This is a genomic window from Varunaivibrio sulfuroxidans (assembly GCF_029318635.1).
Taxonomy (GTDB): domain Bacteria; phylum Pseudomonadota; class Alphaproteobacteria; order Rhodospirillales; family Magnetovibrionaceae; genus Varunaivibrio; species Varunaivibrio sulfuroxidans.
The window spans coordinates 1,851,624-1,876,893 of the sequence record NZ_CP119676.1; the positions used below are offsets into that span (position 1 = coordinate 1,851,624).

The 25,270-nt window shown below is 61.1% G+C and carries 28 protein-coding genes and 1 tRNA gene; 20 read left to right on the forward strand and 9 right to left on the reverse strand.

Annotated elements, in window-relative coordinates:
• The first annotated feature begins 9 nt into the window (after positions 1–9).
• From argF to P3M64_RS08770, 4 genes are all read left to right on the forward strand, one after another.
• Complete coding sequence (gene argF / locus P3M64_RS08755) at positions 10–921, forward strand: ornithine carbamoyltransferase (protein ID WP_132937698.1); 912 nt, start codon at positions 10–12, stop codon at positions 919–921.
• 71 nt (positions 922–992) lie between these two features.
• Positions 993–1,922 carry a DMT family transporter gene (locus P3M64_RS08760; protein WP_132937697.1) on the forward strand — a complete coding sequence of 310 codons (930 nt, stop codon included), beginning with the start codon at positions 993–995 and terminating at the stop codon, positions 1,920–1,922.
• A 15-nt stretch (positions 1,923–1,937) separates the two neighbouring features.
• Positions 1,938–2,918, forward strand: coding sequence for an Hsp33 family molecular chaperone HslO (hslO, locus tag P3M64_RS08765; RefSeq protein WP_132937696.1), 981 nt, complete (start codon positions 1,938–1,940; stop codon positions 2,916–2,918).
• A 73-nt stretch (positions 2,919–2,991) separates the two neighbouring features.
• On the forward strand, positions 2,992–3,579 hold the full coding sequence (locus P3M64_RS08770; RefSeq protein WP_132937695.1) for a hypothetical protein: 588 nt from the start codon (positions 2,992–2,994) through the stop codon (positions 3,577–3,579).
• Between the two features lie 30 nt (positions 3,580–3,609).
• Here the strand turns inward: P3M64_RS08770 and P3M64_RS08775 are convergent, their stop codons facing one another.
• The 4 genes from P3M64_RS08775 to P3M64_RS08790 all read right to left on the reverse strand — a co-directional run bounded on the left by P3M64_RS08775 (position 3,610) and on the right by P3M64_RS08790 (position 7,572).
• Positions 3,610–5,058: a TrkH family potassium uptake protein gene (locus tag P3M64_RS08775; protein WP_243644667.1), complete on the reverse strand. Its 1,449-nt coding sequence runs from the start codon at positions 5,056–5,058 to the stop codon at positions 3,610–3,612.
• Between the two features lie 236 nt (positions 5,059–5,294).
• Positions 5,295–5,924: a GTP cyclohydrolase I FolE gene (gene folE, locus P3M64_RS08780; RefSeq protein WP_243644666.1), complete on the reverse strand. Its 630-nt coding sequence runs from the start codon at positions 5,922–5,924 to the stop codon at positions 5,295–5,297.
• 106 nt (positions 5,925–6,030) lie between these two features.
• Positions 6,031–6,453, reverse strand: a complete 423-nt coding sequence (gene apaG / locus P3M64_RS08785; protein ID WP_132937693.1) for a Co2+/Mg2+ efflux protein ApaG — start codon at positions 6,451–6,453, stop codon at positions 6,031–6,033.
• Positions 6,454–6,609: 156 nt separating this feature from the next.
• Positions 6,610–7,572, reverse strand: coding sequence for a radical SAM protein (locus P3M64_RS08790; protein ID WP_132937692.1), 963 nt, complete (start codon positions 7,570–7,572; stop codon positions 6,610–6,612).
• A 288-nt stretch (positions 7,573–7,860) separates the two neighbouring features.
• Here P3M64_RS08790 and P3M64_RS08795 point away from each other — a divergent pair.
• From P3M64_RS08795 to P3M64_RS08825, 7 genes are all read left to right on the forward strand, one after another.
• Positions 7,861–7,934 (forward strand) — tRNA-Gly (locus P3M64_RS08795).
• Between the two features lie 303 nt (positions 7,935–8,237).
• Entirely contained in the window at positions 8,238–8,507 is a 270-nt protein-coding gene (locus tag P3M64_RS08800) for a BufA1 family periplasmic bufferin-type metallophore (RefSeq protein WP_207893080.1), read from the forward strand.
• A gap of 19 nt (positions 8,508–8,526) precedes the next feature.
• Positions 8,527–9,477, forward strand: a complete 951-nt coding sequence (bufB, locus tag P3M64_RS08805; RefSeq protein ID WP_207893079.1) for an MNIO family bufferin maturase — start codon at positions 8,527–8,529, stop codon at positions 9,475–9,477.
• Positions 9,461–10,279: an HvfC/BufC N-terminal domain-containing protein gene (locus P3M64_RS08810; protein WP_132937691.1), complete on the forward strand. Its 819-nt coding sequence runs from the start codon at positions 9,461–9,463 to the stop codon at positions 10,277–10,279. The genes bufB and P3M64_RS08810 overlap by 17 nt, the downstream gene beginning before the upstream one ends.
• An 11-nt stretch (positions 10,280–10,290) precedes the next feature.
• Entirely contained in the window at positions 10,291–10,803 is a 513-nt protein-coding gene (locus P3M64_RS08815) for a DoxX family protein (RefSeq protein WP_132937690.1), read from the forward strand.
• A gap of 90 nt (positions 10,804–10,893) precedes the next feature.
• Positions 10,894–12,177, forward strand: a complete 1,284-nt coding sequence (locus P3M64_RS08820; protein ID WP_132937689.1) for a CaiB/BaiF CoA transferase family protein — start codon at positions 10,894–10,896, stop codon at positions 12,175–12,177.
• A 31-nt stretch (positions 12,178–12,208) separates the two neighbouring features.
• The gene (locus P3M64_RS08825) at positions 12,209–12,673 is read left to right on the forward strand and encodes a hypothetical protein (RefSeq protein ID WP_132937688.1); all 465 of its coding nucleotides are present in this window, start codon (positions 12,209–12,211) and stop codon (positions 12,671–12,673) included.
• 263 nt (positions 12,674–12,936) lie between these two features.
• Here the strand turns inward: P3M64_RS08825 and P3M64_RS08830 are convergent, their stop codons facing one another.
• Positions 12,937–13,371 carry a hypothetical protein gene (locus tag P3M64_RS08830; protein ID WP_132937687.1) on the reverse strand — a complete coding sequence of 145 codons (435 nt, stop codon included), beginning with the start codon at positions 13,369–13,371 and terminating at the stop codon, positions 12,937–12,939.
• A 141-nt stretch (positions 13,372–13,512) separates the two neighbouring features.
• On the opposite strand from P3M64_RS08830, the gene P3M64_RS08835 reads away from it, so the two are divergent.
• Entirely contained in the window at positions 13,513–14,091 is a 579-nt protein-coding gene (locus P3M64_RS08835) for a D-sedoheptulose-7-phosphate isomerase (RefSeq protein ID WP_132937686.1), read from the forward strand.
• A 16-nt stretch (positions 14,092–14,107) separates the two neighbouring features.
• On the opposite strand, the gene P3M64_RS08840 is transcribed toward P3M64_RS08835, so the two are convergent.
• On the reverse strand, positions 14,108–14,974 hold the full coding sequence (locus P3M64_RS08840; protein WP_132937685.1) for an SAM-dependent methyltransferase: 867 nt from the start codon (positions 14,972–14,974) through the stop codon (positions 14,108–14,110).
• Between the two features lie 196 nt (positions 14,975–15,170).
• Between P3M64_RS08840 and P3M64_RS08845 the strand changes: the two genes are divergently transcribed.
• From P3M64_RS08845 to P3M64_RS08860, 4 genes are all read left to right on the forward strand, one after another.
• Entirely contained in the window at positions 15,171–16,412 is a 1,242-nt protein-coding gene (locus P3M64_RS08845) for an ATP-binding protein (RefSeq protein WP_132937684.1), read from the forward strand.
• Positions 16,413–16,608: 196 nt separating this feature from the next.
• A complete protein-coding gene (phnH, locus tag P3M64_RS08850; protein WP_132937683.1) occupies positions 16,609–17,232 on the forward strand; it encodes a phosphonate C-P lyase system protein PhnH in 624 nt (207 codons plus the stop codon).
• Between the two features lie 98 nt (positions 17,233–17,330).
• The gene (locus P3M64_RS08855; RefSeq protein WP_132937682.1) at positions 17,331–18,473 is read left to right on the forward strand and encodes an alpha-D-ribose 1-methylphosphonate 5-triphosphate diphosphatase; all 1,143 of its coding nucleotides are present in this window, start codon (positions 17,331–17,333) and stop codon (positions 18,471–18,473) included.
• A gap of 29 nt (positions 18,474–18,502) precedes the next feature.
• Positions 18,503–19,198 (forward strand): DUF1045 domain-containing protein, encoded by a 696-nt coding sequence (locus tag P3M64_RS08860; RefSeq protein ID WP_132937681.1) that lies wholly within the window; start codon positions 18,503–18,505, stop codon positions 19,196–19,198.
• Here the strand turns inward: P3M64_RS08860 and phnN are convergent.
• The 3 genes from phnN to P3M64_RS08875 form a co-directional block, all read right to left on the reverse strand.
• On the reverse strand, positions 19,164–19,748 hold the full coding sequence (gene phnN, locus P3M64_RS08865; protein WP_132937680.1) for a phosphonate metabolism protein/1,5-bisphosphokinase (PRPP-forming) PhnN: 585 nt from the start codon (positions 19,746–19,748) through the stop codon (positions 19,164–19,166). The two genes, P3M64_RS08860 and phnN, sit on opposite strands and share 35 nt — an antisense overlap.
• 203 nt (positions 19,749–19,951) lie before the next feature.
• Positions 19,952–21,172, reverse strand: a complete 1,221-nt coding sequence (gene arsJ / locus P3M64_RS08870; protein WP_132937679.1) for an organoarsenical effux MFS transporter ArsJ — start codon at positions 21,170–21,172, stop codon at positions 19,952–19,954.
• 11 nt (positions 21,173–21,183) lie between these two features.
• Positions 21,184–22,188: an ArsJ-associated glyceraldehyde-3-phosphate dehydrogenase gene (locus tag P3M64_RS08875; RefSeq protein ID WP_132937678.1), complete on the reverse strand. Its 1,005-nt coding sequence runs from the start codon at positions 22,186–22,188 to the stop codon at positions 21,184–21,186.
• 191 nt (positions 22,189–22,379) lie between these two features.
• On the opposite strand from P3M64_RS08875, the gene P3M64_RS08880 reads away from it, so the two are divergent.
• The 4 genes from P3M64_RS08880 to P3M64_RS08895 all read left to right on the forward strand — a co-directional run bounded on the left by P3M64_RS08880 (position 22,380) and on the right by P3M64_RS08895 (position 25,241).
• Positions 22,380–22,838, forward strand: a complete 459-nt coding sequence (locus P3M64_RS08880) for an ArsR/SmtB family transcription factor (protein ID WP_243644665.1) — start codon at positions 22,380–22,382, stop codon at positions 22,836–22,838.
• A gap of 40 nt (positions 22,839–22,878) precedes the next feature.
• Complete coding sequence (arsB, locus tag P3M64_RS08885) at positions 22,879–23,943, forward strand: ACR3 family arsenite efflux transporter (RefSeq protein WP_207893078.1); 1,065 nt, start codon at positions 22,879–22,881, stop codon at positions 23,941–23,943.
• 371 nt (positions 23,944–24,314) lie between these two features.
• Positions 24,315–24,524, forward strand: coding sequence for a cold-shock protein (locus P3M64_RS08890; protein WP_132937677.1), 210 nt, complete (start codon positions 24,315–24,317; stop codon positions 24,522–24,524).
• Positions 24,525–24,857: 333 nt separating this feature from the next.
• Positions 24,858–25,241: a (2Fe-2S) ferredoxin domain-containing protein gene (locus P3M64_RS08895; protein WP_165886201.1), complete on the forward strand. Its 384-nt coding sequence runs from the start codon at positions 24,858–24,860 to the stop codon at positions 25,239–25,241.
• Positions 25,242–25,270 lie beyond the last annotated feature (29 nt).

Below are 25,270 nucleotides of genomic sequence, written 5' to 3' on the forward strand. Positions count from 1 at the left end.
GCTCCCGCTATGTCCAATCCTAAGCATTTTCTCGATCTCGATCGCCTTGACGCGCAAACGCTGCGGCGCATTTTGGACCTGGGCGGCGACCTCAAACGCGCCCGGGCAGAAGGCGGGGACGATAAGCCCCTGCACGGCAAAACGCTGGCGATGATCTTCGAAAAACCGTCCACCCGCACCCGGGTTTCGTTCGAGGTCGGCATGGTGCAGCTGGGCGGTCACGTGGTGATTTTGGGCGATCAGGATTCCCAGTTGGGCCGGGGCGAGACCGTCGCCGACACGGCGCGGGTGCTGTCGCGCTATGTCAACGCCATCATGATCCGCACCGACGATCCGCAAAAACTCGTCGAGTTGGAGCAACACGCCGATATCCCGGTGATCAACGGGCTGACCGACCGCAGCCACCCCTGCCAGTTAATGGCCGACATCATGACCTATGAGGAACACCGTGGCCCTATCGCCGGGCGCACCGTCGCGTGGTGCGGCGACGGCAACAACATGGCGGTATCCTACATTCACGCCGCGGTGCGCTTCGGCTTCGCCCTGCGCCTAGCCTGCCCCGAGGCGCTCGCCGTACCCGCCGACGTGCTCGCCTGGGCCGCCCGCGAAGGGGGCGACGTCACGCAAGGCAAGGATGCCGACGCGGCGTGCGCCGACGCGGATTTGATCGTCACCGACACTTGGGTGTCGATGGGCGACGAGGACGCCGGGAAACGCCATAACATGCTGCAACCCTTCCAGATCGACGCCCGGCGCATGGCGTTGGCCAAGGACGACGCCCTGTTCATGCACTGTCTGCCCGCCCATCGCGGTGAGGAGGTCACCGCCGAGGTCATCGACGGCCCCCGCTCGGTGATCTGGGACGAGGCGGAAAACCGTCTCCATGCGCAAAAGGGGATCCTGGCGTGGTGCTTGTCGTAAGTCGGGGAAAACTCGCCCCCACGTAGGATCGGCCCCAAACGGAGACGGAGGCGGAGGCGGAGGCAAGGTGGATGATCGCGGCATACCTTCAATTGGCGGCGGCGATGGCCGTGGTCGGGGCGAACATCGCCCTGGGCAAGGCGATCGTCGCCGTGGTCCCGGTTTTTGTTTTCGCCGCCGCGCGGTTTTTCATCGCCATCGTCATCTTATTTCCCCTCGCCCGCGGGATCGAGGGGCGCACCACCGCCGCGATTAGCCGCGGCCAATGGCGCGATCTGTTCTGGCAAGCTTTTTTCGGCGTCTTCCTGTTCACCGCATTCATGCTTCACGGCGTGCGGCTGACCTCGGCCTCCAGCGCCGGGGTGATCACCAGCACCATCCCGGCGGTGGTCGCGGTGCTGTCGGTGGCGATGCTGGGCGAGGCGATGAGCCGCCGGCGCGCCGGCGCCATCGCCCTGGCGGTGTTGGGCATCGCCGCAATCAATCTGGGCGATGCATCGTCGTTCGCCCGGCACGCCGCCGCGCCCGTACCCGGCGGCGGCGCGGCGGCGCTACTCGGTAACGCCCTGGTGCTGTGCGCTGTCGTCTCGGAGGCCCTATTCACCATTTTCGCCAAAAAGCTTTCGGGTAAAGTTCCGCCGATCACCATGGCGGCGTGGATCAACGCAATCGGCCTGGCCTTGTCGCTGCCTCTGGCGTGGTGGCAATATTCCGCCTTCGATATCCGCCGGGTTTCCCTGGTCATGGCGCTGGGGCTGGTGTATTACGCCCTCGCCGCCAGCGTCATTTCCCTGATGTTGTGGTATCGCGGGATTGTCCGGGTGCCCGCCTCGCTGGCGGGGCTGTTCACCGGCGTCATGCCCATCAGCGCGACGCTAAGCGCGACTCTGTTTCTGGGCGAAGCGTTTAGCGCGGCCCATGCTCTGGGCCTGGCCTTGGTCCTGACCGCGATCGTGATTGGTAGTCGGGAAAAGCGAAAATCTCCGCCACTCGTGGGTTAACGGGATCGGTTAGGCATGTTTCGAAAAAATGATGAGGACGCGATGACGACGGTTCCCGGGTTTGATCTGGTGCAAACCTTCCAAATTGAACGCTTCAACGTACGCGGGCGCCTCGTGCGCTTGCACGATACCATCGGCGACCTGTGTGCGCGCCACGATTACCCGCCTCTCGTCGCCGCCCGGATCGGCGAGGCGGCGGCCCTGACCGCGGTGCTCGCCAGTTCGCTTAAATACGACGGCATGTTTTCCCTGCAAATCCAAGGCGACGGCCCCCTGAGCATGATCTTGATCGACTTGGGCAGCGACGGCGCGATGCGCGGTTACGCCCGTTTCGACGCCGACGGCGTCAACATGCTGGAAGACGCCGACACCGCCCCCGATACGGCGCACCTGCTGGGCGCCGGGCACATGGCGTTCACCGTCGATCAAGGCGCGGACATGGAACGTTATCAGGGGGTCACCGCGCTGACCGGCGGCAGCCTCGCCGGCGCCGCCCACGAATATTTCCGCCAGTCCGAACAGTTGCCCACCGAAATCACCCTGTTTAACGCCACCGCCACGGACGGTGCGATCTCCTCCGGGGCGTTGATGATCCAAAAGATGCCCGACCACGGCGGAAATCGAGGCCGCAACGACAATGAAGGAGACCCCGAACGTCGCCAGGCCGACGATAACGATTGGCGCGGCGCCGTGATGAAATTGCGTTCAATGACAAGTGAGGAGTTCCTCTCTCCCGAGCTGTCGCCGGAAACCCTTGCCTATCGCCTGTATCATGAAGATGGCGTGCGGGCGTTCGAGGCCAAGGCCCTCTTTCAACGCTGTCGGTGTTCGCGGGAAAAAGTGATCGCCACCCTCAAGTCTTTCCCCCGTGACGAGATCATCGACGAAACCGGGACCGTTTTGGTGGTCTGCGAGTTTTGCAAACGCGATTACCGCTTCGACGGTCCCGCGCTGGATGACATATACCGCCCGGCGGAGGGCGACGAACCTTCATAAAAAGCCCCCTTGAAAAGAAGGCGGTCGGGGCCGATAGTCGTTGCCAGCGCTCACTCCATACGAGACCTCGCCCATGTCGCTTCGCTCCGTCTTTATCCGCGCCGTCTTCGTCGTCGCCACGCTCGCCGTCGCCGGCTGCCAAACGACGCCGCCGACGCAGGTGCTGCCCGAAATCAGCTTCGTCTACAAGGCGCCGATCGCCCTGAACGTCGCCAAAATAGTGGTCCGTTCGACATACCAGGCGCCGCTCGCGCCCCCCCACATCGAATACCGCCTCGCGACGACGCCCGAAAAGGCCCTTCGGCGGTGGGCCGCCGACCGCCTAAGGGCCGTGGGCGATAGCGGTGTCGCCACCTTCGTCATCGAAAACGCCAGCGTTATCGCGCAACCTCTTAAAACCCCGGCCGGAATCGAAACGTTATTCGGCGCCGCGCAATCCGAACGTTATCGCGCGGACGTCAAGGCGGTGCTCGAAATTTCCGACGGCGGCGGCCACGGATTCGCGCGCGCCCAAGCGAGCCATACCCGCACCATCGCCGAGGACGCCTCGCTGAACGACCGACAAAGAGTGTGGTTCGATCTGGTCGATAAGGTCACGCGCGCCTTCGACACGACCATGGAAAAAAATATTCGCGCGCATCTCGCGTCATGGATACGCTAAGGGCCACCATTACGGATTTTTACCCGTGTCCTAACCGCGCCAAAAAGTCGGCGAGAACAGCACCAGGACGGTGAACAGCTCCAACCGCCCCAACAGCATCCCCACCGAAAGCATCCACTTGGCGGCGTCGGGCAGCGATTGGAAAGTCCCCGACGGGCCGACGATGGGACCTAACGCCGGGCCGACGTTGGCGATCGCGGTGGCGGCGCTGGAAATCGCGGTCAGGAAATCCAGCCCGACCAGCCCGAGGCCGATCGCCAGGGCGGCGAAGCACAGGCCGAAGACGAAAAAGAAACTGAGCACCGAGATGATCACCTCGTCATCCACCGGGCGGCGGTTGTAATAGGGGATGAAGACGCCGTGGGGCTGCAATAGGCGGTGCACCTGAACCCGCGTCGCGGCATACAGAATCTGGAAGCGAAAAATCTTAATCCCGCAGGTGGTCGATCCGGCGCAACCGCCGATGAACATGGTGAAAAAGAACAGCGGCAGCGCCAAGCTGCCCCAAAGGCCGAAATCGTGGGTAGCGTAGCCGGTGCCCGTCATCACCGAGATGACGTTGAAGGCGGCGTGGCGCAGAGCCGGCGCGATTCCCATTTGACCGCTCAGCCACAACCACGCGGTGGCGATCAGCACGATCGTGGCGGCGATGGTTAAAAACCAACGCACCTGACTGTCGAAAATCAAGGCGCGAACATCGCCGCGCAACGCCTTAAGATAAAGGATAAACGGCAACGCGCCGACGATCATGCCCACGATGGCGACAATATCGATCGCCGTATTGTCGAACAGGCCAACCGAAGCGTCGGAGTTCGAAAATCCGCCCGTGGCGAGGGTCGTCATGGCGTGCACCACGGCGTCGAAACCGGTCATCCCGGCCAGCTTATAGGCGACCGCCCAGATGATCGTCAGTCCCAGATAAATACCCCCGATCGCCGTCGCGATCTGGGTCGCCCGGGGCATCGTTTTTTCCGATTGGTCCGATGATTCCATGCGAAACAACTGCATCCCGCCGACGCGCAACATCGGCATCACGGCGATCGCGGTGACGATAATACCGATCCCGCCCAACCATTGCAGCAACGCCCGCCACAACAAAATGCCGGGCGGGGCGTGATCAAGTCCGACGATCACCGTCGATCCCGTCGTCGTCAGGCCCGACATCGCCTCGAAAAAGGCATCGGTAAAGCTGAGCTTCAGTTCCGAAAAATGAAACGGCAACGCGGCGAACAGCGTCATCACGATCCAACTGAGGACGGTCATGATAAAGGCCTGGCGCGGGGTCAGACGGATTTCCCCGGAACGGCTCGTCAGGGTCATCGAGATGCCGACGAAAAGGGTCGCCCCCGCCGAAACGGTGAAGACTTGCCAATCGGCGTGGCCGACGGCCGCATCGACCGCGGCCGGTATGATCATCCCTGCGGACAGCGTCACCAGCATCATGCCGATAACGATGAAGATGGGGCGGAAACCGATCACCCGAACGTCACTCCCTCAAACCTCAACCCTAAAATTCGACGCCGGTCCCTGAAAAACACGAACCCACCCGGAGCGCCGCCCGGGGCGTCAAATTGAGCCTTTTGCGACGCCAACGTCAAGCCTCACGGCGCGGATGGAGCCGGACGGATGGACGGCGCGCCCCCACGCCCGCATTCATTCCCGTCCGGCGGGTGCGCGGCGCATATGGCCCTGGGGTCCGCAACCGCGGCCCGGCGTTAGGTGTTGGCCCCGTCCACCGTGCGCGACGGCGCGTTGGCGACCATGGCGAGAAATTCGCGACGGGTCGATGGGTCGTTGCGAAAGGCCCCTAGCATCCGCGACGTCACCATGGTGACGCCGGGCTTGTGCACACCCCGTGTGGTCATGCACTGGTGCGCGGCCTCGATCACCACGGCGACGCCCAGAGGTTGCAGGACCTCGTCGATGGTGTTGGCGATCTGGGCGGTCATTTTTTCTTGAATTTGTAGGCGCTTGGCGTAGGCTTCGATGACTCGCGCCAATTTCGAAATGCCGACCACCCGGCGGTCGGGAAGATAGCCGACATGAGCCTTGCCGATAATCGGGGCAAGGTGGTGTTCGCAGTGCGACTCGAAACGGATATCGCGCAACAGGACCAGTTCATCGTAGCCTTCGACCTCCTCGAAGGTGCGTTTGAGGATATCCTCCGGGTCCTCGTCATAGCCCCGAAAAAATTCGCCATACGCACGCACCACCCGCCCCGGCGTGTCCAGTAAACCCTCGCGGCGGGGATCATCGCCCGCCCAACGCAGCAAGGTGCGCACCGCCTCTTCGGCCTCTTCACGCGTGGGTTTTTGATCGGTGTTCTCGGGGGAATTGGCGCTCACGGTCAGTGTCCTTAAGGTTACGGTCGGCGGGTGGGAACGGCCTACGCACGAATGCGTGGGCGCCTTATATTGTGCATTAAGATTATTAGAACTAAGCCTCTATTCTTCAGTTAATCAAGCCTTTTTGATGCGGGCTATCCAAAGAGAATGCCGGAATTTCAATTTCAAATTCTTCGCCTGTTTCAGCCTTGATGCGGTAACGCCCCGCCATGATGCCCGACGGCGTACCCAAAGGGGTGCCGCTGGTGTATTCGTAACTGTCGCCGGGGTCGAGCACCGGCGTTTCGCCGACAACGCCCTCGCCGGAAACTTCCTGCACCGCCCCGGCGGCGTCGGTAACGCGCCAGTACCGCCCAAGCACCTGCACCGCGACATGGCCATTATTTTCAATGGTCACATGGTACGCCCAAACATAATGGTTCTCTTCCGGGGTCGATTGCTCTTCCAGATAATACGGCTCGACCATCACCCTGATCGACCGGGTCGTCAGTTCGTAGAGGCCTTGCGATACCGGTTCGGCTTGTCTCATGAGTCCTCCAGGTAAGCGGCGACGAGCGTTATCGGAAATTACTATCCAAGCCCTCATATCTAAGCAGCCTGCGTCGGCATGTCGAGTCCCGCGTGCCATAAGCGCACATCGCATGCGGCGCGAAACACACGAGGGCCGTCCGGCGCATCCAATGGCTTACACGCTGCACGACGCCCCACCCAATACGCAAAAGCGCGCGCAGTGGGGATGGTTCAACGCCACCGGTCCGTACGCCTCGGCGGCGTCGAGGGATGGACCCAGATCGAAGCGACGATCATAGGGCAGCAGGGTACACGGGACCACGGTGGGCGCGGCGTCCCCCTTGCGCCGAACCACCATCCGCGACGACGCGCACATCTGGGCGTCCGGACGCACGCCCAAAATCGACCAGCACGCGGTGGTGATCTCGGGCACGTCCAGGGTGTCGTCCATTTCGGGAAACAGCACCAGATGGGATGGATTCCCGGCGTCGAGCGGCAGATCGAGAGTCTTGAAAAGCGCGCCGTAACCGGCCCGGCTTTCGCTTTCGCTTTCGCCCCACACGGTGCGCCCGGCGACCGCAAGGTTGGCCCCGGCGTCGATCAGCCACGCCAGCGTGCGCGCCATCGCGTCCCAGGTGTTGGCGCCGCGCACGGCCTCGTGGCCCTCGCGGGTGTGGTGGTCGATCGACACCCGAAACGCCAGTGCGTCGCCGTGCGCCGCGATCAGCGCCTTCATGGCGGTGCGCTTGTGCCACAACGGTTTCATGCCATTGGTCAGCACCAGAACGCGAAAACCACGGGATAGGGCGTCGCCCATGATGGCGATGATGTCCGGGTTCATGAACGGCTCGCCGCCCGTCAATCCGATCTCTTCGACCGGATATCCGCGGGCGGCGATCTGGCGCAGGAAGTCGGCGGCCTCGTCACGGCGGAGGTAGACCAAACGATCGTTGCTCGGACTTGAATCCATATAGCAATTGCGGCAGGTGATGTTGCACAGACTGCCGGTGTTGAACCATAGTGTTTTCAGCGCCGTCAGCGCCACACTGGCGCGCGGCCCGCCGCCCACCGTGCGCGCGGGATCGCGGAATTTTTCAGGATCCAGGCGGGGCCTTTCAAGGATATCGCCCTCGGGCATGGTTTTCCCTTTCTATTGCCAAGCTCGGAGAACGCCTCTTGCGTCAATACTATCGACGCCGGGTGGAAACAAATAACACTTTCGTGTCCGTCCGCACCGAACCGGGGCCAAACGATAAATTTTAATACGCCCCACGCGCGATCTTGCACCACCGCCGCCGATCGCTTATACATCGCTTATACTAAGAACGATAGTCGCCGGGACCTCTTTGAAATTCTGGTATGGCCCCCAATTCTCCGCACTGAACGAACGCCGCGTGGCGCGCCGGGAAGGGGTGGAAATCGGTGTGCGGGTGTAGCTCAATGGCAGAGCAGAAGCTTCCCAAGCTTACGACGAGGGTTCGATTCCCTTCACCCGCTCCATCGCCCTATCCGGACCGCCGATAGCGTTTTTCTCTTTCATAAAATCGCCCGTGGAATATTCGTAACGCCTACGATCGGCCTCGCGCTGCGGCTCCATTTGCGCGCGCGCCGCCGGGCCATCTTCGCGCGAAACTTCGTTCCATATTCACGCAAAAGTGAGCGCAGTTGATTCGGCTACCGGGCGGTTTGCGGGTAATTCTTTTGCTCAAGACGCCGGAACGCGCGTCGCCCCCGAGCATTTAAGGTCGGGGCCAGAAATTCGAGAGCGTCATCACTTCTTTTTAAAAAACTGGAGAGAGCCTAATGAGAATCAACGCCACCAAAATGTCCGCCCTTGCCGCCGCCGCCGCGATGGCCGCCGTCCTCGGCGCCGCCACCGTGAGCACCGCCAACGCCGCCGAGAAAAGCGTCAAGTGCTATGGCGTCAACAAGGCCGGCCATAACGATTGCAAGACGGCGACCGGATCGTGCGCGGGCACGGCCAAGTCCGACCGCCAGGGCGACGCCTTCGTCGTCGTACCCAGCGGCACCTGCGCTAAACTCGCCGGTGGCAGCCTGACCCCGAAAAGCTGATCCATACGGATTATTGACCATGACCCCTTCGATGCGTCCTCCCTCGCGCACCGAAAGTCCGGTTCCGGCCACCGCCGGAATCGGACTGAAGGGGCCTCATTGCGCCCAAATCGTGGATGGTTTGCGACACCCGGAAGGCGTCTTTAAAAAAACCGGTGTTTTAGCGCCGGTTTCGTGGTTCGAGGTCCATAGCGAAAATTATATGGGCGCGGGCGGCCCGCCCCACCGTTATCTTGAGGCCATCCGCCGCGATTATCCGCTGTCGGTTCACGGCGTCGGCCTATCCCTGGGCAGCGCCCAGGGACTGGATGAAGGCCACCTGGCGCGTGTCAAGGCGGTGGTCGATCGCTATCAGCCGGGGCTGGTTTCCGAACACCTGTCGTGGAGCATCGCCGATAAGATTTATCTCAACGATCTCGCCCCGCTTCCCTACACCGCCGAGGCGCTGGACACGATCTGCGCCAACGTCGCGCGCATGCAAGACACGCTGGGGCGCACGGTGTTGATCGAAAACCCATCGACCTACCTGCAATTCGGTCACTCGGAAATGTCCGAGCCAGAATTCGTCGCGACGATGGTCCGGCGCACCGGATGCAAGGTGTTGTTCGACGTCAATAACGTCTATGTCAGCGCCGTCAATCACACCGTCGAGCCGGACCTGTTCCTAACCCAATACCTGGATGCGCTGGACCCCGAATGCATACGGGAAATCCACCTGGCGGGCCATCACGTGACCGCCTTCGAGAGCCGCCCCCTCTTGATCGACGATCACGGATCGGCGGTCTGTCCCAAAGTCTGGGAGATGTACCGCGAAACGCTGCATCGCACGGGTCCGGTAGCGACGCTGATCGAACGCGACTGCAATATACCCGAGCTTGCGGTTCTCTGCGCCGAAGCGGCGAAGGCCGCCGATATCCTAGGTCGTGCCGGGCGCCGCGTGAAGGAGCAGGCGGATGCCCACGCTGTCTGAACTTCAAAGAAACTTCCTGGACGCCGTCCTCGGCGAGGACGGCGTCACGAACGCCCCGCTGGACGCCCTCATTACCGAAAACGGCATTCCCGCGGCCCGGCGCTTGCAGATATACAAGAACAATACCTTCATCACTCTCGGCGAGGCGCTCGCCGCCGATTATCCGGTCGTCGCCAGACTGGTCGGAGACGATTTTTTCGCTTATCTCGCCCGCCACTATATTCGCGCCTTTCCGCCGCCCAGCGGCACGCTCATCGATTTCGGCACCCACCTCGGCGCCTTTCTCGCCGATTTCGAGGCGGCGCGGGACTTGGTCTATCTGCCCGACGTGGCGCGGCTGGAATGGGCCTGGCAAAAGGCGTATCATAGTCTGGACGCGACGGCGCTGAGCGCCGACGACCTCCGTGATATCGCCCCCGATCGCTACGGTGACGTCGTGTTCGCGGTTCACCCGTCGGCCCGGATCGTGCGCTCGCACTATCCGGTGGCGCGAATATGGGCCGCCAACCAAACGCCTCCCGAAGACGATGAAAATGGCGAGGCGGAGAACGAGATCGACCTTAACGACGGCGGCGAGAACGTTTTGGTGGTCCGTCCCGAAGCCACGGTCCACGTCATCGCCCTGCCCGCCGCCGACATTTCCTTTATCGAGGCCCTGGGGCGAAGCGCGCCCCTCGCCCGGGCCATCGAAAGCGTCCAACGGGCAGCCCGGGACGCCGCCGCGCCGGAGAATTTCAACCCCACGGTCTCCTTGGGCCGCCTGGTCGCATTGGGCGCTTTAAGCCACTGGACCATAGCATGAAGGACAGCGCCATGAGCGACACCCCGCCCACCCCACACGACGCCCCACACGACACCGCGACGACGACCCCCTGGGAACGCACCCGATACAACCGGCTGTGCGTCAAATCCACCCTCGCCCTCCTGGACCGGGTCCCTCACAGCCTGATCGCCTTGCTGGCGCGCCTGGGCGTCGCCGGTATTTTCTGGCGTTCCGGTCAGCTCAAGATCGACGCCAACTGGCACATCACGAGTTCGACCCTGTTCCTCTTTCAAGACGAATACAAAGTCCCGCTGCTGTCGCCCGAATTGGCGGCGCATCTGGCGACGATCGGCGAGCATCTGTTCCCGATCATGTTGGTCCTGGGGCTCGGCGCGCGCTTGGGGGCGGCGGGAATGCTGTTCATGACCCTGGTCATTCAGACTTTCGTTTATCCCGGCAACTGGCCCGATCATCTGATGTGGGCGAGCGTTCTGATCTACATCCTGGCCAAGGGGCCGGGCGTGCTGTCGCTCGACCACCTGTTCGCCCGGCGCTTTCTGTAGCCCCACCCCACGCGCCGAGAACGCAGGCGAAAACGGACGAAGGCACGAAGCCTTTTACAAAGGGCGATGCTTTGGGCTAAAGATGACGCCATGAACCCGACATCACCACACGGCGACGCCGCCACATCACACACCGACGCCACCAGCGCGCCCGAACCCACCGGCCCCCTGAAGGGGCTGCGCGTGCTCGACCTCAGCCGCATCCTGGCGGGTCCCGCGTGCACTCAGTGGCTGGGTGATTTGGGTTGCGACGTGGTCAAGGTGGAACGCCCCGGGCGCGGCGACGACACCCGCCATTGGGGACCGAATTACGTGCACGACACAAATGGCGATCCGACTTTGGAAAGCGCCTATTACCTCAGCGCCAACCGTAACAAAAGATCGCTTGCGGTGGATATCGCCAAGCCTGCCGGAGCGGCGCTGATCCGCGAGCTGGTTCCCCACTTCGATATCGTGGTGGAAAATTTCAAGGTCGGCGGCCTCGCCCGCTATGGCCTCGATTACGCGTCCCTGCGCCCCCTACACCCCGGCCTGATCTACTGCTCGATCACCGGCTTCGGGCAAAGCGGGCCTTACGCCCACCGCGCCGGGTACGATTACTTGGCCCAGGGCATGGGCGGCTTCATGAGCTTAACCGGGGCGCCCGACGGCGAGCCGATCAAGGCCGGCGTCGCCGTCGCCGACATCATGTGCGGGATGTTCGCCTGCAACGCCATCGTGGCGGCGCTGTACCACCGCGAACGCAGCGGCGAGGGGCAATATCTCGACCTGTCGTTGCTCGATTCCCAGGTCGGCATGCTGTTTTACGAGGGCCTAAATTACCTGAGCACCGGCGAAATTCCGGTCCGCCGCGGCAACGGCCACCCCAACATCGTGCCCTATCAGGTGTTCGAGGCCAGCGACGGCTATTTTATCCTGGCGGTGGGCAACGACGATCAGTTCAAGCGCTTTTGCGTTTTCGCGGGCCTCGTCGAGTTGGCGGACGATCCGCGCTTCGCCACCAACAACGCCCGAGTGAAAAATCGAACCGAACTGACCCACTTGATTGCCGCGCAAACGACCAAGAAAACGGCCGCCCAATGGATCGCAGGGCTGGAGGAAATCGACGTTCCCTCGGCCCCGGTTAACACCATGGACCGTGTCTTCGCCGATCCGCAGGTCCTGCACCGAGAAATGCGCATCACCATGGCGCAAACGTCGGCGGGAAACGTGCCGGTCGATTTAATCGGCAACCCGATGAAGTTTTCCAAAACCCCCGTCAACTACCGCCAAAGCCCACCGGGGCTGGGGGAACACACCGACAGCGTCCTCGGGGAATTTCTCGACCTCGACCCCCAGGCGCTGCAGGCCCTTAAAGACGACGGCGTCATATAAAGAGCCGGCGAAAGCACGGAAGGAGAAAACCTTGGACTTTCAAGACGAAACCACGAACGGCGACGGCGCGACGGCAAGCGGCGACGAGGGCAGGGTTTTCGGGCGCATTGTTCGGTACATGTCCGAACAACTACAAGAGGCGAACCGCGTTCAGTCGGACGACGAATTGGCGCAACTGATCGCCACCTTCACGGAACTGGCCCAGGCGTTCGAGACCACCGGCGGGTTCGAGTTCGCCGCCGAGCAGGCGCTGCCCTTGTCGCACACGTTTTTCATGATCGAACAGGGCATGCGTTCGTTGTCGGCCCAGGCCGCCGAGGCCGGGCAGAACGACGCCGCGGCGAAAATCGAATGGGGCGCGCTCCAGGCCAAGGGTATCGCCGCGGTGCTTGAGGAAAAACACTTGGGCGGGGCGGGCGGCATTATCGCTTTTTCAATGGATGACGAGGACGGCTTCTCTCCCGCCTTCGAAACCGGCGGGACGAACGGACACTAGGGTCAGGACCTCTTCATCTGATGCGTCTGGCGGAGATGAATTTAAGTGTGGGTTAGGCGGAGAGCCCGCCGCAATGGCCCTCATTGCAAGGATTTTCCAACGACATCCGCGCTTAAATTCATCCCGTCCCGCAGGGATTTGTGAAAAATGCCCCAGGAACGTCGTCGAAGACTTTTGAAAGTGAACGGCACTTCCGGCAAGTCTTCTCCTAGGTCTGGGGCATTTTTCACAAACCAGACGCATCAGATGAAGAGGTCCTGACCCTAACCCCGTGGTGGGGTTCGCTCGGTCTTGCGCGCCCGCGTCGCCAGATCCGCCTTCAGTTCGGACAATTCTTGGCGCTCGAAGGTGAGATTCTTGATCAAGTCTTCATCGCCGCCGTGCTTCAGCGTGGCGTCCATGTCGGCGATCACGGCATCCAGGAGCGCGACGCAGGTTTTTACCTGCTCGGCGGGGACATCCTCGATGACGACGTCGCGGTCCATCATCATCTCGGCGTAGGCGGGAAAATCTTCTTCGGCGAGGCGGGCCAACTCGCCGTCCACCTCGGTCCAAATATCTCCCCAGGCGTCAAACAGGGTTTTCGCGGCCGCGGCGTCGAGGCTCGAATCCAAATCGCCGCGCGCGGCGATTTCCTCTTCGAGACGCACGCACAGGCGCACGAATTGCCAAACGGTAAAATGCAAACGGTAAGACATGCCCATCCTGTTTTTCTGCCGGCGCGAGGGCCGCACATTGGCAGGTTCCGGCACGTATCGCAAGTCTGCGCACAAAGCCCCTTGAAGGCGGTGAAAGCGGACTTATAGTGACCCTGACCGAGACACCACCTGGAGAGCACCATGACCCCCACCACGTCCCACGCGTATGTCGAAGCCGCCTTTGACGAAACGGCGCAAAATTTCATCGCCCTGAAGGCCCTTGCGCCAACGCTGATCGAGGTGGCCGAAAGGATCGCCGCCAGCCTAAAGGACGGCGGCAAGGTCTTGTTTTGCGGCAACGGCGGTTCGGCGGCGGACGCCCAACACCTCGCGGCCGAGTTGTTGGGGCGCTACCTCGCCGAGCGCGCCCCCCTGGCGGCGGTCGCGCTGAATTCCAATTCGTCCACCGTCAGCGCCATCGCCAACGATTACGGGTTTGACGAAACCTTCGCCCGGCAAATCATCGGTTTGGGCCGAAAGGGCGATGTCTTGATCGCGATTTCGACCAGCGGCAACAGCGCCAACATCGTGCGCGCCGCCCAAGCGGCGCGGGAAAGCGGACTGACCTGCGTCGGCCTAAGCGGCGCCGATGGCGGCGACCTCGCCCCACTGTGCGACATCGCCCTTACCGTCCCCTCGGACAAAACGCCGCGAATTCAAGAAATGCATATCGCCGTCGGCCATATGATCTGCGATTTGGTGGAAAAAAAATTTACCTGATTTCCTTGCGCTTCCCTCACACAACGAACCGGTCGCCGTTTTCGCACGACGACAGGTGACATACCACAAGGCAAAGGCGAACGCGGCGTTCTTTCAGGTTAAAATGCATCGTGGCACGCGCCCGTTGAAAAACCGGGCCGAGGATAAGACTCAAATCCAACGCCGGCGCCCTCGAAACGCCGGGCGGCGCATGGACGCCGCGCTCCAGGGCCGCGAGCGCCTGGGCGCTGTGGTCCTCCACGGTGCAGACGCCGAACCCCGCACCACACAGCAAGGCGCGTAACCGGGGCTCGTCAACCAGAAAACTCTCGCTGGAGTCCCCCGCCCATGGGGTCGGATAGCGCACCCGCCCACCATCCGGGGCCGCGCTCAGCACATCGTATATGACCAACTTTCCACCGGGCTTGAGAACGCGCCCAATGGCGCGATAGAGGGCCGCCTTGTCCGCGATATTCATCGCCGCGTGGATCGACCATGCGCCATCGAACGACGCCGCGGGAAACATCCGCAGGTCGGTGGCGTCGCCGGGGTGTAAAACGACCCGGTCATCCAGCCCCATGCGGGCGCTCAGGGTGTTGCCGACAGCGCAAAATTCGGCGTTCAGATCGACCCCCGTCACCCGGCAGCCGGTCGTCTGGGCGAGGCGGCGCGCCGGACCGCCCAGGCCGCAACCGGCATCCAAAATATGCATATTCTCGCCTGCCGCCATCAACGCGATCAACGCCCCGGTGGCGGCGGGACCACGCAGATGAAATTCATCGACCGGGGCAAGGTCGTCCAGGCTCGGGGCGGCGCAATTGCGCCCCTGCTTGATCAATGCGGCGTCGATCCGGCCCAGCAACCCGGGCCACACATACGGGGAAGCAGAAGAATTCGCCGTCATCCAAGCACCCTACGTCACGTAAAAATGCACTCCGCCACCCCGCGATCCGGGCGCGATAGCGCGAACAAGATACGCCACGATACTCGTTTTCCCGACCCAACGTCATCAATCTGTCACCCGCCTTGGGTAACAATGGCCGGAATAATAGCCGGTGCTCGGGCGTTCCTTAAAAAAACAGGAAAGAAGTCTTCATAAAATGACCATGGGACTGAGAGGGTTTGTCGTTACCCCCTTTATGGGGGAACCGCGTACGCCGCGGGACCGTCACACACGGAACGGGGTATGCGAAACGGCGTCTAACGACACCCGCGCGACGCATCTCGCCTCCGACCGTGGCGTGCGCTCTGAAGAGACCGAACCGCAGACTTTCCGGCGTCTTTTCGACGCCTTATCCAACCCCATCCTCCTGATCGACGAAAAACGACGGGTGCTAATCGCCAATGCCCCGGCCCGGGAGATGTTCGGCAATGGGGTTGAAGGCCGCGATCTGACGGCATGCCTACGTCACCCGGGGGCGCTCCAGGCCGCCCGCCAGGCGATCGAAGGCGTCACCTCGGAAGTCACGGTCGATATTGATTGGCCGGTTCCGGTGGCGCGCAGTTTTTCGCTTCGCCTCAGCACGCTTGGAGGAAACGACACGCCGAAAACGTTTTGCCTGGAATTCAGAGAACAGACCAGAATCAAGGCCGCACAGGCGTCGCGACGCGATTTTATCGCCAACATCAGTCACGAACTGCGCACTCCGCTGTCCGCCCTGATGGGCTTTATCGACACCTTACGAGGCCCCGCCAATGCGGATGTTCCGGCCCAAAAACGATTTCTCGACATCATGGGGCGCGAAGCGCGGCGGATGAATGCCGTAATCGACGAATTGATCACATTGTCCCATGTCGAGGCCGAGGAACACGTGCCGCCGATCGCCGCCGTGGATATCCCGTCCGTGCTGCGCCAGGCCGTCGGGATTGTCGATAATCGCGCCAAGGCGGCGGGTGTCAAACTCGAGTTGCGCCTGGACACGGCGGCCCAAGTGTCGGGAGAGCGTGAACAAATCCTGCAAATGGCGATCCACTTGATCACCAACGCCATCCAGTACGGCGGCGGCGAAATCGTCCGAGTTTCCCTTCAGCCTTCCCCGAAAATCGAGAATCCCGGCATCCGTATCGAAGTCCGTGATTTCGGGCCGGGGATCGCGCCCGAACACCTGCCCCGCCTGACCGAGCGGTTTTATCGCGCCGACATGGGCCGCTCGCGGGTCGTCGGCGGCGCCGGACTGGGACTGGCCATCGTCAAGCACATCGTCAACCGCCACCGCGGCCGCCTCACCGTCAGCAGCGCCCCCGGGCAGGGCAGCGTTTTTACGGTGACCCTGCCCATTCGTGACGCACCCCTATCGGAATCCTCAACCGGCGCGGCGGGTTCGGCGGAAGAAAAAAAATAGCGGCGCGGCGAAGGGACGCCCTAAAAAATTGGGTTTTTTATCGGCACGGCGATTGTGCGCCCGACGTTCTGTCACATCGTCCGCGTACTATTCCATTCGACGCCCCGATAGCGGCGCTTGATACGAAAAACCGCCCCGACCGACGTCCGTTTTTTACCCTGGTACGCGCACGAAACGCGCTTGGAGACGACCGGCTATGAACACGACACATCCCCCTTCGCCAAGCACGCCTCCACGCCCAATGCCCGAATTTTCCAGCCCCACCCCCGATAGCCAAAGTGTCTTTCACGCCATGCTGGAGGCGATGTCGCGTCCAGGACGTATCGCCAATTTCGGCGATTTTCCCGAACCTCCGTTCCCTTTATACCCCTCGACCGCGGCGATTTGCCTCGGATTGGCGGATTTTGAAACCCCGCTGTGGATCGACGGCGCCATCGCCGCCTCGGCCCAGACGGTCAACCACCTGAAATTTCATTGCGCATGCCCGATCACCAACACCCCCGGCGAGGCGCGCACGGCATTGCTTGCCGATCCCCTGGGTAGCGCCGACCTGGCGCGTTTTTGCCCAGGGTCGGACGAACAACCCGAAATTTCGACCACCGTCATCGTTCAGGTCGAAACCCTTGAGGAAGGCTCCGGGAAACGTCTTTACGGTCCCGGCATCAATGGAACGACAAAGCTTTCGGTCGGCGGCGTTCCCGAGCGGTTCTGGTCCTCGTTACGAGAAAATCATACCCTGTCTCCTCGCGGCGTTGACGTGATTTTGTGCGCGCGCAACACCATCGTCTGCCTGCCGCGCACAACCCGAGTGGGGCAATAAACCGTGAATGGCGCGCGAAAATGCTTTGTGCGTAACGGCGAGACCGCCCCGGAACTTGACGCTAAATTTCTCGATATGACCACGGTGGAACGCACGCAATGAGCGACAGTTTGATTTTAACCAATGCCCGCATCGTCACGATCGACAGCGTGATTTCCGGATCTCTGGAGGTTCACTGCGGCAAGATCGTTTCCGTCGATCGCGGCAACACCAGCCTGCCCGGCGCGATCGACCTTGATGGCGATTACCTGATCGCCGGCATGGTCGAACTGCATACCGACAACATGGAAAAGCACTTCACGCCCCGCCCGGGCGTAACATGGCCGCCCCTATCGGCGGCGATCGCCCACGACGTCCAGGTTATCGGCGCCGGGATCACCACCGTTTACGACGCCCTATCGATCGGCGACATCATGCAGGACAGTTCGCGGATGCGCCAATTGGACGAAATGGCGCAAACCATCCAGGTCGGGCGCAAAAATCAGGTCTTACGGGCGGATCATTATCTGCACATGCGCTGCGAGCTCAGTTTTGAGGGGGTCGTCGATCTGTTTCGCCCGTTTTGTCACAATCCCTTGGTCAGGCTCGTCTCCGTAATGGACCACGCGCCCGGCCAAAGGCAATTCCTGGATGTCGGCAAGTACCGTGAATACTATCAGGGAAAGTATCATTTTTCCGACACCCAGATGGACGCCTTTATCGCCCGTCACCACCGCTCTAGCGAAATGTTTTCCGATACATACCGCGGGCAGATCGTCGCCCTGTGCCGCGAACACGCCCTCCCCATGGCCAGCCACGACGACGCCACCCCCGAGCACATCGACCAGGCGGCCCAAAGCGGCATGGTGATCAGTGAATTTCCGACCACCATGGCGGCGGCGGCGGCGGCGCGAGAGAAGGGGTTGAACATCCTGATGGGCGCACCCAACGTCGTACGCGGGATGTCTCATTCGGGCAATGTTTCGGCGCGGGATTTGGCGGCGAACGACTGCCTCGATATCATTTCGTCGGATTATTTCCCGGGCAGTCTGCTGCAGGCGGCGTTCGCCATGCACCGGCAAATGAAAGGCATTTCCTTGCCCCAGGCGATCGCCATGGCGACCAGAAACCCCGCCCGGGCGGTCGGCCTGAACGACCGCGGAGAGATCGCGGCGGGAAAACGCGCCGATCTGGTGCGGGTGCGCGAAGTTGGCGACCTTCCCGTCGTCGGCGCGGTCTGGACGCAAGGACGACGGATGTAGGTCGGGATTATACGCAAAAAGGTATCGTCATGAACGCACCACGATTCGCCATATATTTCACCCCCGCTCGTCAAACTCCGCTGTGGACTTTTGGCGCCCAGTGGTTGGGCCGCGATGATGATAACGCCGAATATGACCTCGCCCCCCCTTTTAAGGAAATTCCTCCCGAGGAACACGCGGCGATGACCGCCGCGCCGCGCCACTACGGTTTTCACGCCACTTTAAAATCTCCGTTCGCATTGGCCGACGGGCGCAGCGCCGAAAATCTGAGAGATGCTTTGTCGGATTTCGCCAAAAATCAACCCCCCTTTCCCGGCCCACTGTTACAGATCGGGGAAATGAACCGTTTCATCGCCTTGATCCCCATGGCGGAAAACGGCGCCCTGGGCCGCTTCGCCAGCGAATGTGTGCGTGCGTTCGACGGTTTCCGGCGCGCGGAAACGCCCGAACAAATTGCGCGTAGACACGCGCAAGACTTAACGCCACGCCAACGAAGCCTCCTCGCGGCATGGGGCTATCCCTTCGTTTTCGAAGAATTTCGCTTTCACATGACGTTGACCGATCAACTGAAGAACGGCCAGAAAAAGCGCCCGTTGACCCTGCTGCGCCGTCACTTCACGGAGATCGCCGAGACTCCGCTGTGGCTCGACGCCATCAGCCTTTTTCAACAACCCGACCGTGGCGCGCCGTTCACGCTTGCCGAGCGATATCTTTTGCGGGGTTGAGCGCGCCGGTAATCTCGGCGGAAAAAATATCGACGCTATCGCTCAGCGAGCCGCCATTGTCGATCTCTACGACATCCGCGCCCTCGACGACAAACGCATCGGCGCGAGCCACCCGTTTTTTGATTTCCCCGCGTTTTTCCCGGCCCCGCGCCATCAGGCGGCGCGCCAACTCCTCGGCCGGGGCCGTGATCACGATCACCTTAAGCGGCGCTAGGCGACGCCGCGCCTCGTCGATCACCGTGCGCGAAACATTGACCACGACGCTTCGTCCCTCGCGCAAGTGCCGCTCGACGATCACCGGCACGCCATAACGTAAATTATGCGCATACCAATTCAGGCAGAAATGGCCCGCATTCAAACGCGTCTCGAAAATTTCCTCGGACAGCGGGATGTGGTCCTCGCCAATTCCGTCGGGCACGCGCGTAATCGCGCGCCGAGGAAAGACGACCCGGTGGTCGAACATAAACTTTTTCCGTACCCCGGCGATGACCGCATCTTTTCCGGCGCCGCTGGGGCCGACAACAAGAAAGAGTGTGCCTCTGGTGATCATGGACGCCTTTAGGAAACAAAGGATGTGAAAAGAGAGAAAACAACGCGAGGAAGCCCCAAGCGCGCCGCGAAAACGGCGCAAAGGGCGCCCCGCCCGGGTTCCTAGGGGATTCTAGCGCACTTGCGGGAACGCTGGCTACAAATTGTTTGTCCGCGCCCTGTGACAATACGATGACGGGGCGTGATGGGTTGCACGCCGGCGCGTCAATTTTGCCGAACGCGCCCGCCGGGAGGATCAAGCCTTAGCGACGTCGCCCAGGAAGCGAGCAAAAAAAGAGCCGACAGACTGAGGCACGCCAACATCCCCCCCCATTGGTAGGCGAGACCGGACAGCACGGTCCCCGCTAGGCGTCCACCGGCGTTGGCCATATAGTAAAAGCCGACGTTCATCGCGATTTTATCGGCTTCGGTGTAGGCCAAGATCAGATATGAGTGGATCGCCGAGTTGACGGCGAAAACGAAGCCGAAAACGATCAGGCCGCCCAATACGGCGACCACGGGCATGACGTTCAAGACGAGGGCGGCGGCGATCGCTGCCGTTACCGCGATCAGAATCAGGATCCAGCGCCGGCTTTGTGCGTCGTCGGGCGCGCCCGCCGCCTTGCGCAGAATTTTCGGCGCCAACGCCTGCACCACGCCATAACCGACGACCCACGCGGCGAGGTAACCGCCGACCGCTTCATTGGACCACCCCATGGTGGCTGCCAGATATAGCGGCAGCCCGACAACGAACCAGATATCGCGCGATCCGAATAAAAACAGCCGCGCCGCGGAAAGGATGTTGATGTTGGGATTTTTGGAAAAAATTTCACGGAACTTAAGGCCCCGGTTGACCTGCCCGATGGTCCCCTCCAGCAGCACCGCACAACCCGCCAAAAGCACCGCCAACGCCCCCGCCATCGCATACAATGCGCCCTGAAAGCCGTACGCCGCAAGCAACGCCCCGCCCATGAAAAAACCCACGCCCTTAAGAGCGTTTTTCGAGCCGGTCAACAAGGCGACCCACTTGAACAAGCCGCCATGATCGTCCCCCGAGACGAGCAGCTTGACGGCGCTTTTCGAACTCATCTTGGTCAAGTCCTTGGCGACACCGGATAACGCCTGCGCCGCCGTGACATAGCTGACGGCCGCCCACAACGGCCATGCCGGACTGAATCCGGCGAGCATGATCAGCGCGCCAATCTGGATACCCAGACCGCTGAACAGCGTAATTTTCAGCCCCAATCGGTTGCCGATCCAGCCCCCGATCAAATTGGTGATGACGCCGAAGATCTCATAAAAAACAAACAGGAAAGCGATTTCGAGCGGAGAATACCCAAGGCGGTAAAAGTACAGCAACACCAACATCCGCAAGGCGCCGTCGGTTAGGGTAAAGCCCCAATAGGCGGCGGTGACCAGCCCATAATTAAAACGTTTCGAACGCATCACACCCCCGCTTACAACGTCGCCGCCACCTTCCGCGTGAGGTCGCCCATGCGGTGAACGTACCCCCATTCGTTATCGTACCAGGCCAGCACCTTGACCTGGGTGTTATCGACCACCAACGTCGAAGGGCCGTCGATAATGCACGAACGGGGATCGTTCAGATAATCGCTCGACACCAAGGGGCGGTCCTCGATTCCCAATATGTTGGCCAGCCCGTTATCCGCCGCACCGTGAAACAACGCATTGATCTCCTCGGCGGTGACCGGACGTTCGACCTCGAACACGCAGTCGGTCAGCGAAGCGTTGAGCAACGGCACCCGCACGGCGTAGCCGTTCAGTTTTCCTTTCAGTTCGGGATAAATCATCGTGATCGCCGTGGCCGATCCCGTCGAGGTCGGGATCAAATTGTTCAACGCCGAGCGCGCCCGGCGCAAATCCTTGTGCGGGCGATCGACGATCACCTGGGTGTTGGTCACGTCGTGTATCGTGGTGATCGCGCCATGGCGGATGCCGACCGTCTCAAGGAGGACCTTGACGATCGGCGCCAGGCAATTGGTAGTACAACTGGCGGCGGTCAAAAGATGATGGCGCGCCGGATCGTACAGATGATCGTTAACGCCATAAACGATGTTGAGAGCGCCGCCGTCCTTGACCGGGGCGGCGACAATCACCTTCTGCACCCCTTGGTCGAAGTACGCCTGCAATTGCGCGGCGCGACGAAAGGCCCCGGTGCATTCCAGGACGATGTCGCAATCTCCCCAGTCGCCGTCCTCGATCGCGGCAAACGAGGTATGCGCAATGGACGCCCCGCCAATGACGATCGCCCCCTCGGTGGCGGTGGCTTCGGTATGCCAACGTCCATGCACCGAATCGAAATTCAGCAGATGCGCCGAGGTCCGCCCGTCGCCGTCGCGCTCGTTGATGGTCTGCCAGCGTAGATACGGTGTGTCCCACAGGGCGCGCAGCACCAGCCGGCCCATCCGGCCGAAGCCGTTAATTCCAATGCGTGTCGTCATGTCGTCTGTCTCTTTGCTGTTTGCGAGATGATGGGGCGATTGTGTCCAAGGAACGAAAAATTAAAAAGCGATCATGAAAATTCGACCCCTGCGAATTCGGTGTGCGTTTCGATTCAAATCCATCATGAATATTTAATCAATTCTATATTTCAAATTTAATTGAAATATTGTATGAAAGGTATGACTGTTTTATGACATTCGCCGACACGATCGGCGTTCGACAACTTTCCGATAGCCGATCGAACCGATTATACAATCCGACGGATGTCGAGGCCGAAACCAGGGTGCGCATGATGAACACCGACGAGGCCGCCGCCATATTAACCGCGCTGGCCAATGAAATTCGCTTGAACATTTTTAGAACCCTGATCGCGTCGGAGGGCATGGCCGCCGGCGATCTGGGCGCGGACTTGGGCATGGCGCCCTCTTCATTGTCTTTTCATCTGAAGGATTTGCGCTTTGCAGGCCTGATCGACCGTCACCGCGAGGGTCGGCGGATCATATACCGGGCGAATATCGACGCCCTCAATGGGCTGCTCGGCTTCCTGGTCGATGATTGTTGCGGCGGGCGCCCGGATTTGTGCATACGCATCGCCCCACCCACATCCGGCGCGGGGACCAAAAAAACACCCCCCGGCGCAAAAAAATAAGCCGCGGTCGCCTTCTCTAGCCAGATACAGGAATATCACGATGACCACCTCCACCAAATCCTTGCCGAAATTGGGTTTTTTCAGTCGTTATCTCAGTCTCTGGGTCGCCCTGTGCATCGTCGCGGGGATCGGATCCGGTCATTTCTTTGCTCCCTTTTTCGAGGCCGTCGCCGCCCTGGAGATCGCCCACGTCAACCTTGCCGTCGCCGGATTGGTTTGGGTGATGATCATCCCCATGCTCGCCAAAATCGACTTTGGCGCCCTCACTCGGGTCGGCGCGCATTGGCGGGGCGTCGCCTTGACGTTGTTCGTCAATTGGGGCGTCAAACCGTTTTCCATGGCGCTCCTCGCTTGGCTGTTCATCGGCCATTTTTTCGCCCCCTGGCTCTCCGCCGAGCAAATTCCGTCTTATATCGCGGGGCTGATCTTGCTCGCGGCGGCCCCGTGCACGGCGATGGTTTTTGTCTGGTGCCATCTATGCGACGGCGACGGGCCGTTCACCTTGACCCAAGTGGCGCTGAACGACATCATCATGGTCTTCGCCTTCGCCCCGATTGTGGGACTGCTGTTGGGTATCAGTAGCATCGCCGTGCCCTGGAACACGTTGGCGATTTCGGTCGGGGTCTATATCGTCGCCCCCGTCCTGGTGGCCCGCGCGCTACGCGCCGTGGCCCTTGCCCGCGGCGGCGATGACGGCCTCGGGCGAACGTTGAAGGTGCTCAACCCGCTTTCCATGGTCGCACTGCTGACCACCCTGGTCTTTTTGTTCGCCTTTCAGGGTGACCAAATCATGGCTCAGCCCCTGGTGATCGTCCTGCTCGCGGTGCCGATCCTGATCCAGGTCTACGCCAACGCCGCCTTGGCGTATTTTTTGGGCCGCAAACTGGGAGTCGCCCACAGCGTCGCCGGTCCGGCGGCCCTGATCGGCGCCAGTAACTTCTTCGAACTGGCCGTCGCCGCCGCGATCTCGCTCTTCGGTCTCAATTCCGGCGCCGCCCTGGCTACCGTCGTCGGCGTCCTGGTCGAGGTCCCGGTCATGCTTTCGGTGGTGCGCGCCGTCAATGCGAGCCGGTCGTGGTATCTGGCGACGGCGCGGCGGCGATAATTCCCCGAAACGTCTTGCTCCGCCGCCGAATCACTCATTAGGCGCGATCCGTTTTGTGTTAATATTCAACAAATAAGAGTATTTGCGTCCTATTTACGCATATATTCGCAGCCCCATCCGGGCAACCCGCCTCTCACGAGAAAGGTCCCACGGCCTTATTTTCGCGGGAAGAATACAAAAAACACTGTTCAAACCATGGGGCGCACTTTATAACCTTAGGTGGTGCCGTGCTGGTCATGGGGGTTCGCCGCGACGTCTTGGGCGTCGGGTCTTCCGCTGCGTGGCTTTACGGCGCCGGCATATGGAGGCGTTCGGTCCACGACCGTCCGCGCTTGTGATTTTAAGACAACTGACGACCATAAGGAGAGGCTATGCCTACCGGAAGCGTTAAATGGTTCAATGCAACCAAAGGTTTTGGGTTTATCAACCCCGATGATGGCGATCAAGACGCGTTTGTTCATATTTCCGCCGTCGAGCGCGCGGGTCTGAGCGGTCTACGCGAAGGCCAACGCCTTGAATACGAACTTGTCGAAGGCCGTAACGGCAAGGTATCCGCGGAAAACCTCGTCGCCCAGGATTAAGCCCCCCGACGGACGCCCCCTGGGTGCGGTGATGTTCGGGGAAGGTTTACGTCCAAGCCGCCGGAGAACGCGTTTTGCTTAATTGCGACCCGCTCTCCGGCGAATTTGGTTTTTGCTTTTTGATCTCCATGGGTTCCCCGTTTTTAACCCCTGCGCGTCTTCGTCTCCTGCGCGTCTTCATCTTCTGCGCGTCATGGGCGGATGGGTGCCTTTGTCCCCATCGTGGGTTTCGTTATCCTCCGCCGCCGCTTTGTTTTTTTATTTTTCGACTCCATCGATTTCGTTAACCGAACCGAAATCGATTTGAGCCGTGTGGGCGGGACCGAGCCAACCATGAGCGCTAACGAGACACGGAGCGGCGGTTCTGCGGTGCGCACCGCCCCCTCCCGTTCATCCCATGACACCAGCGATGACACCAGCGATGACACCGCGGAGGATTCTTCCCCCCGACACAAATCGCCCCCGTTCACAATACGCGTCTGCGTCAACCGCAGGCTTCCTCCCGGGGCTTCGTGCGCGATGCGTGGGGGAGCGGCGCTGATGGAACTCCTGGAGCGCGAAGCCGCCCGCCAAAACATCGCCGTGAAGGTGGAACCTAGCGTATGCATGGGGTTTTGCCCACATGGCCCTAATATCAAGGTGATTGGCGGCGCACTCTACAATCGCGTCTCTCCCGAAAATATCCCCGCTATCGTGCGTGCCCTAACCGTGGATTGAGTGTGCGTTTCGCCCTCTTCTTGGACACG

What these genes read in the sequence shown, in the direction of transcription:
- argF (WP_132937698.1), top strand. Translation starts at nt 10, where the DNA reads ATGTCCAATCCTAAGCATTTTCTCGATCTCGATCGCCTTGACGCGCAA.
- P3M64_RS08760 (WP_132937697.1), top strand. Translation starts at nt 993, where the DNA reads ATGATCGCGGCATACCTTCAATTGGCGGCGGCGATGGCCGTGGTCGGG.
- hslO (WP_132937696.1), top strand. Translation starts at nt 1,938, where the DNA reads ATGTTTCGAAAAAATGATGAGGACGCGATGACGACGGTTCCCGGGTTT.
- P3M64_RS08770 (WP_132937695.1), top strand. Translation starts at nt 2,992, where the DNA reads ATGTCGCTTCGCTCCGTCTTTATCCGCGCCGTCTTCGTCGTCGCCACG.
- apaG (WP_132937693.1), bottom strand. Translation starts at nt 6,453, where the DNA reads ATGAGACAAGCCGAACCGGTATCGCAAGGCCTCTACGAACTGACGACC.
- P3M64_RS08790 (WP_132937692.1), bottom strand. Translation starts at nt 7,572, where the DNA reads ATGCCCGAGGGCGATATCCTTGAAAGGCCCCGCCTGGATCCTGAAAAA.
- P3M64_RS08800 (WP_207893080.1), top strand. Translation starts at nt 8,238, where the DNA reads ATGAGAATCAACGCCACCAAAATGTCCGCCCTTGCCGCCGCCGCCGCG.
- bufB (WP_207893079.1), top strand. Translation starts at nt 8,527, where the DNA reads ATGACCCCTTCGATGCGTCCTCCCTCGCGCACCGAAAGTCCGGTTCCG.
- P3M64_RS08810 (WP_132937691.1), top strand. Translation starts at nt 9,461, where the DNA reads ATGCCCACGCTGTCTGAACTTCAAAGAAACTTCCTGGACGCCGTCCTC.
- P3M64_RS08815 (WP_132937690.1), top strand. Translation starts at nt 10,291, where the DNA reads ATGAGCGACACCCCGCCCACCCCACACGACGCCCCACACGACACCGCG.
- P3M64_RS08820 (WP_132937689.1), top strand. Translation starts at nt 10,894, where the DNA reads ATGAACCCGACATCACCACACGGCGACGCCGCCACATCACACACCGAC.
- P3M64_RS08830 (WP_132937687.1), bottom strand. Translation starts at nt 13,371, where the DNA reads ATGTCTTACCGTTTGCATTTTACCGTTTGGCAATTCGTGCGCCTGTGC.
- P3M64_RS08835 (WP_132937686.1), top strand. Translation starts at nt 13,513, where the DNA reads ATGACCCCCACCACGTCCCACGCGTATGTCGAAGCCGCCTTTGACGAA.
- P3M64_RS08840 (WP_132937685.1), bottom strand. Translation starts at nt 14,974, where the DNA reads ATGACGGCGAATTCTTCTGCTTCCCCGTATGTGTGGCCCGGGTTGCTG.
- P3M64_RS08845 (WP_132937684.1), top strand. Translation starts at nt 15,171, where the DNA reads ATGACCATGGGACTGAGAGGGTTTGTCGTTACCCCCTTTATGGGGGAA.
- phnH (WP_132937683.1), top strand. Translation starts at nt 16,609, where the DNA reads ATGAACACGACACATCCCCCTTCGCCAAGCACGCCTCCACGCCCAATG.
- P3M64_RS08855 (WP_132937682.1), top strand. Translation starts at nt 17,331, where the DNA reads ATGAGCGACAGTTTGATTTTAACCAATGCCCGCATCGTCACGATCGAC.
- P3M64_RS08860 (WP_132937681.1), top strand. Translation starts at nt 18,503, where the DNA reads ATGAACGCACCACGATTCGCCATATATTTCACCCCCGCTCGTCAAACT.
- phnN (WP_132937680.1), bottom strand. Translation starts at nt 19,748, where the DNA reads ATGATCACCAGAGGCACACTCTTTCTTGTTGTCGGCCCCAGCGGCGCC.
- arsJ (WP_132937679.1), bottom strand. Translation starts at nt 21,172, where the DNA reads ATGCGTTCGAAACGTTTTAATTATGGGCTGGTCACCGCCGCCTATTGG.
- P3M64_RS08875 (WP_132937678.1), bottom strand. Translation starts at nt 22,188, where the DNA reads ATGACGACACGCATTGGAATTAACGGCTTCGGCCGGATGGGCCGGCTG.
- P3M64_RS08880 (WP_243644665.1), top strand. Translation starts at nt 22,380, where the DNA reads ATGACATTCGCCGACACGATCGGCGTTCGACAACTTTCCGATAGCCGA.
- arsB (WP_207893078.1), top strand. Translation starts at nt 22,879, where the DNA reads ATGACCACCTCCACCAAATCCTTGCCGAAATTGGGTTTTTTCAGTCGT.
- P3M64_RS08890 (WP_132937677.1), top strand. Translation starts at nt 24,315, where the DNA reads ATGCCTACCGGAAGCGTTAAATGGTTCAATGCAACCAAAGGTTTTGGG.
- P3M64_RS08895 (WP_165886201.1), top strand. Translation starts at nt 24,858, where the DNA reads ATGAGCGCTAACGAGACACGGAGCGGCGGTTCTGCGGTGCGCACCGCC.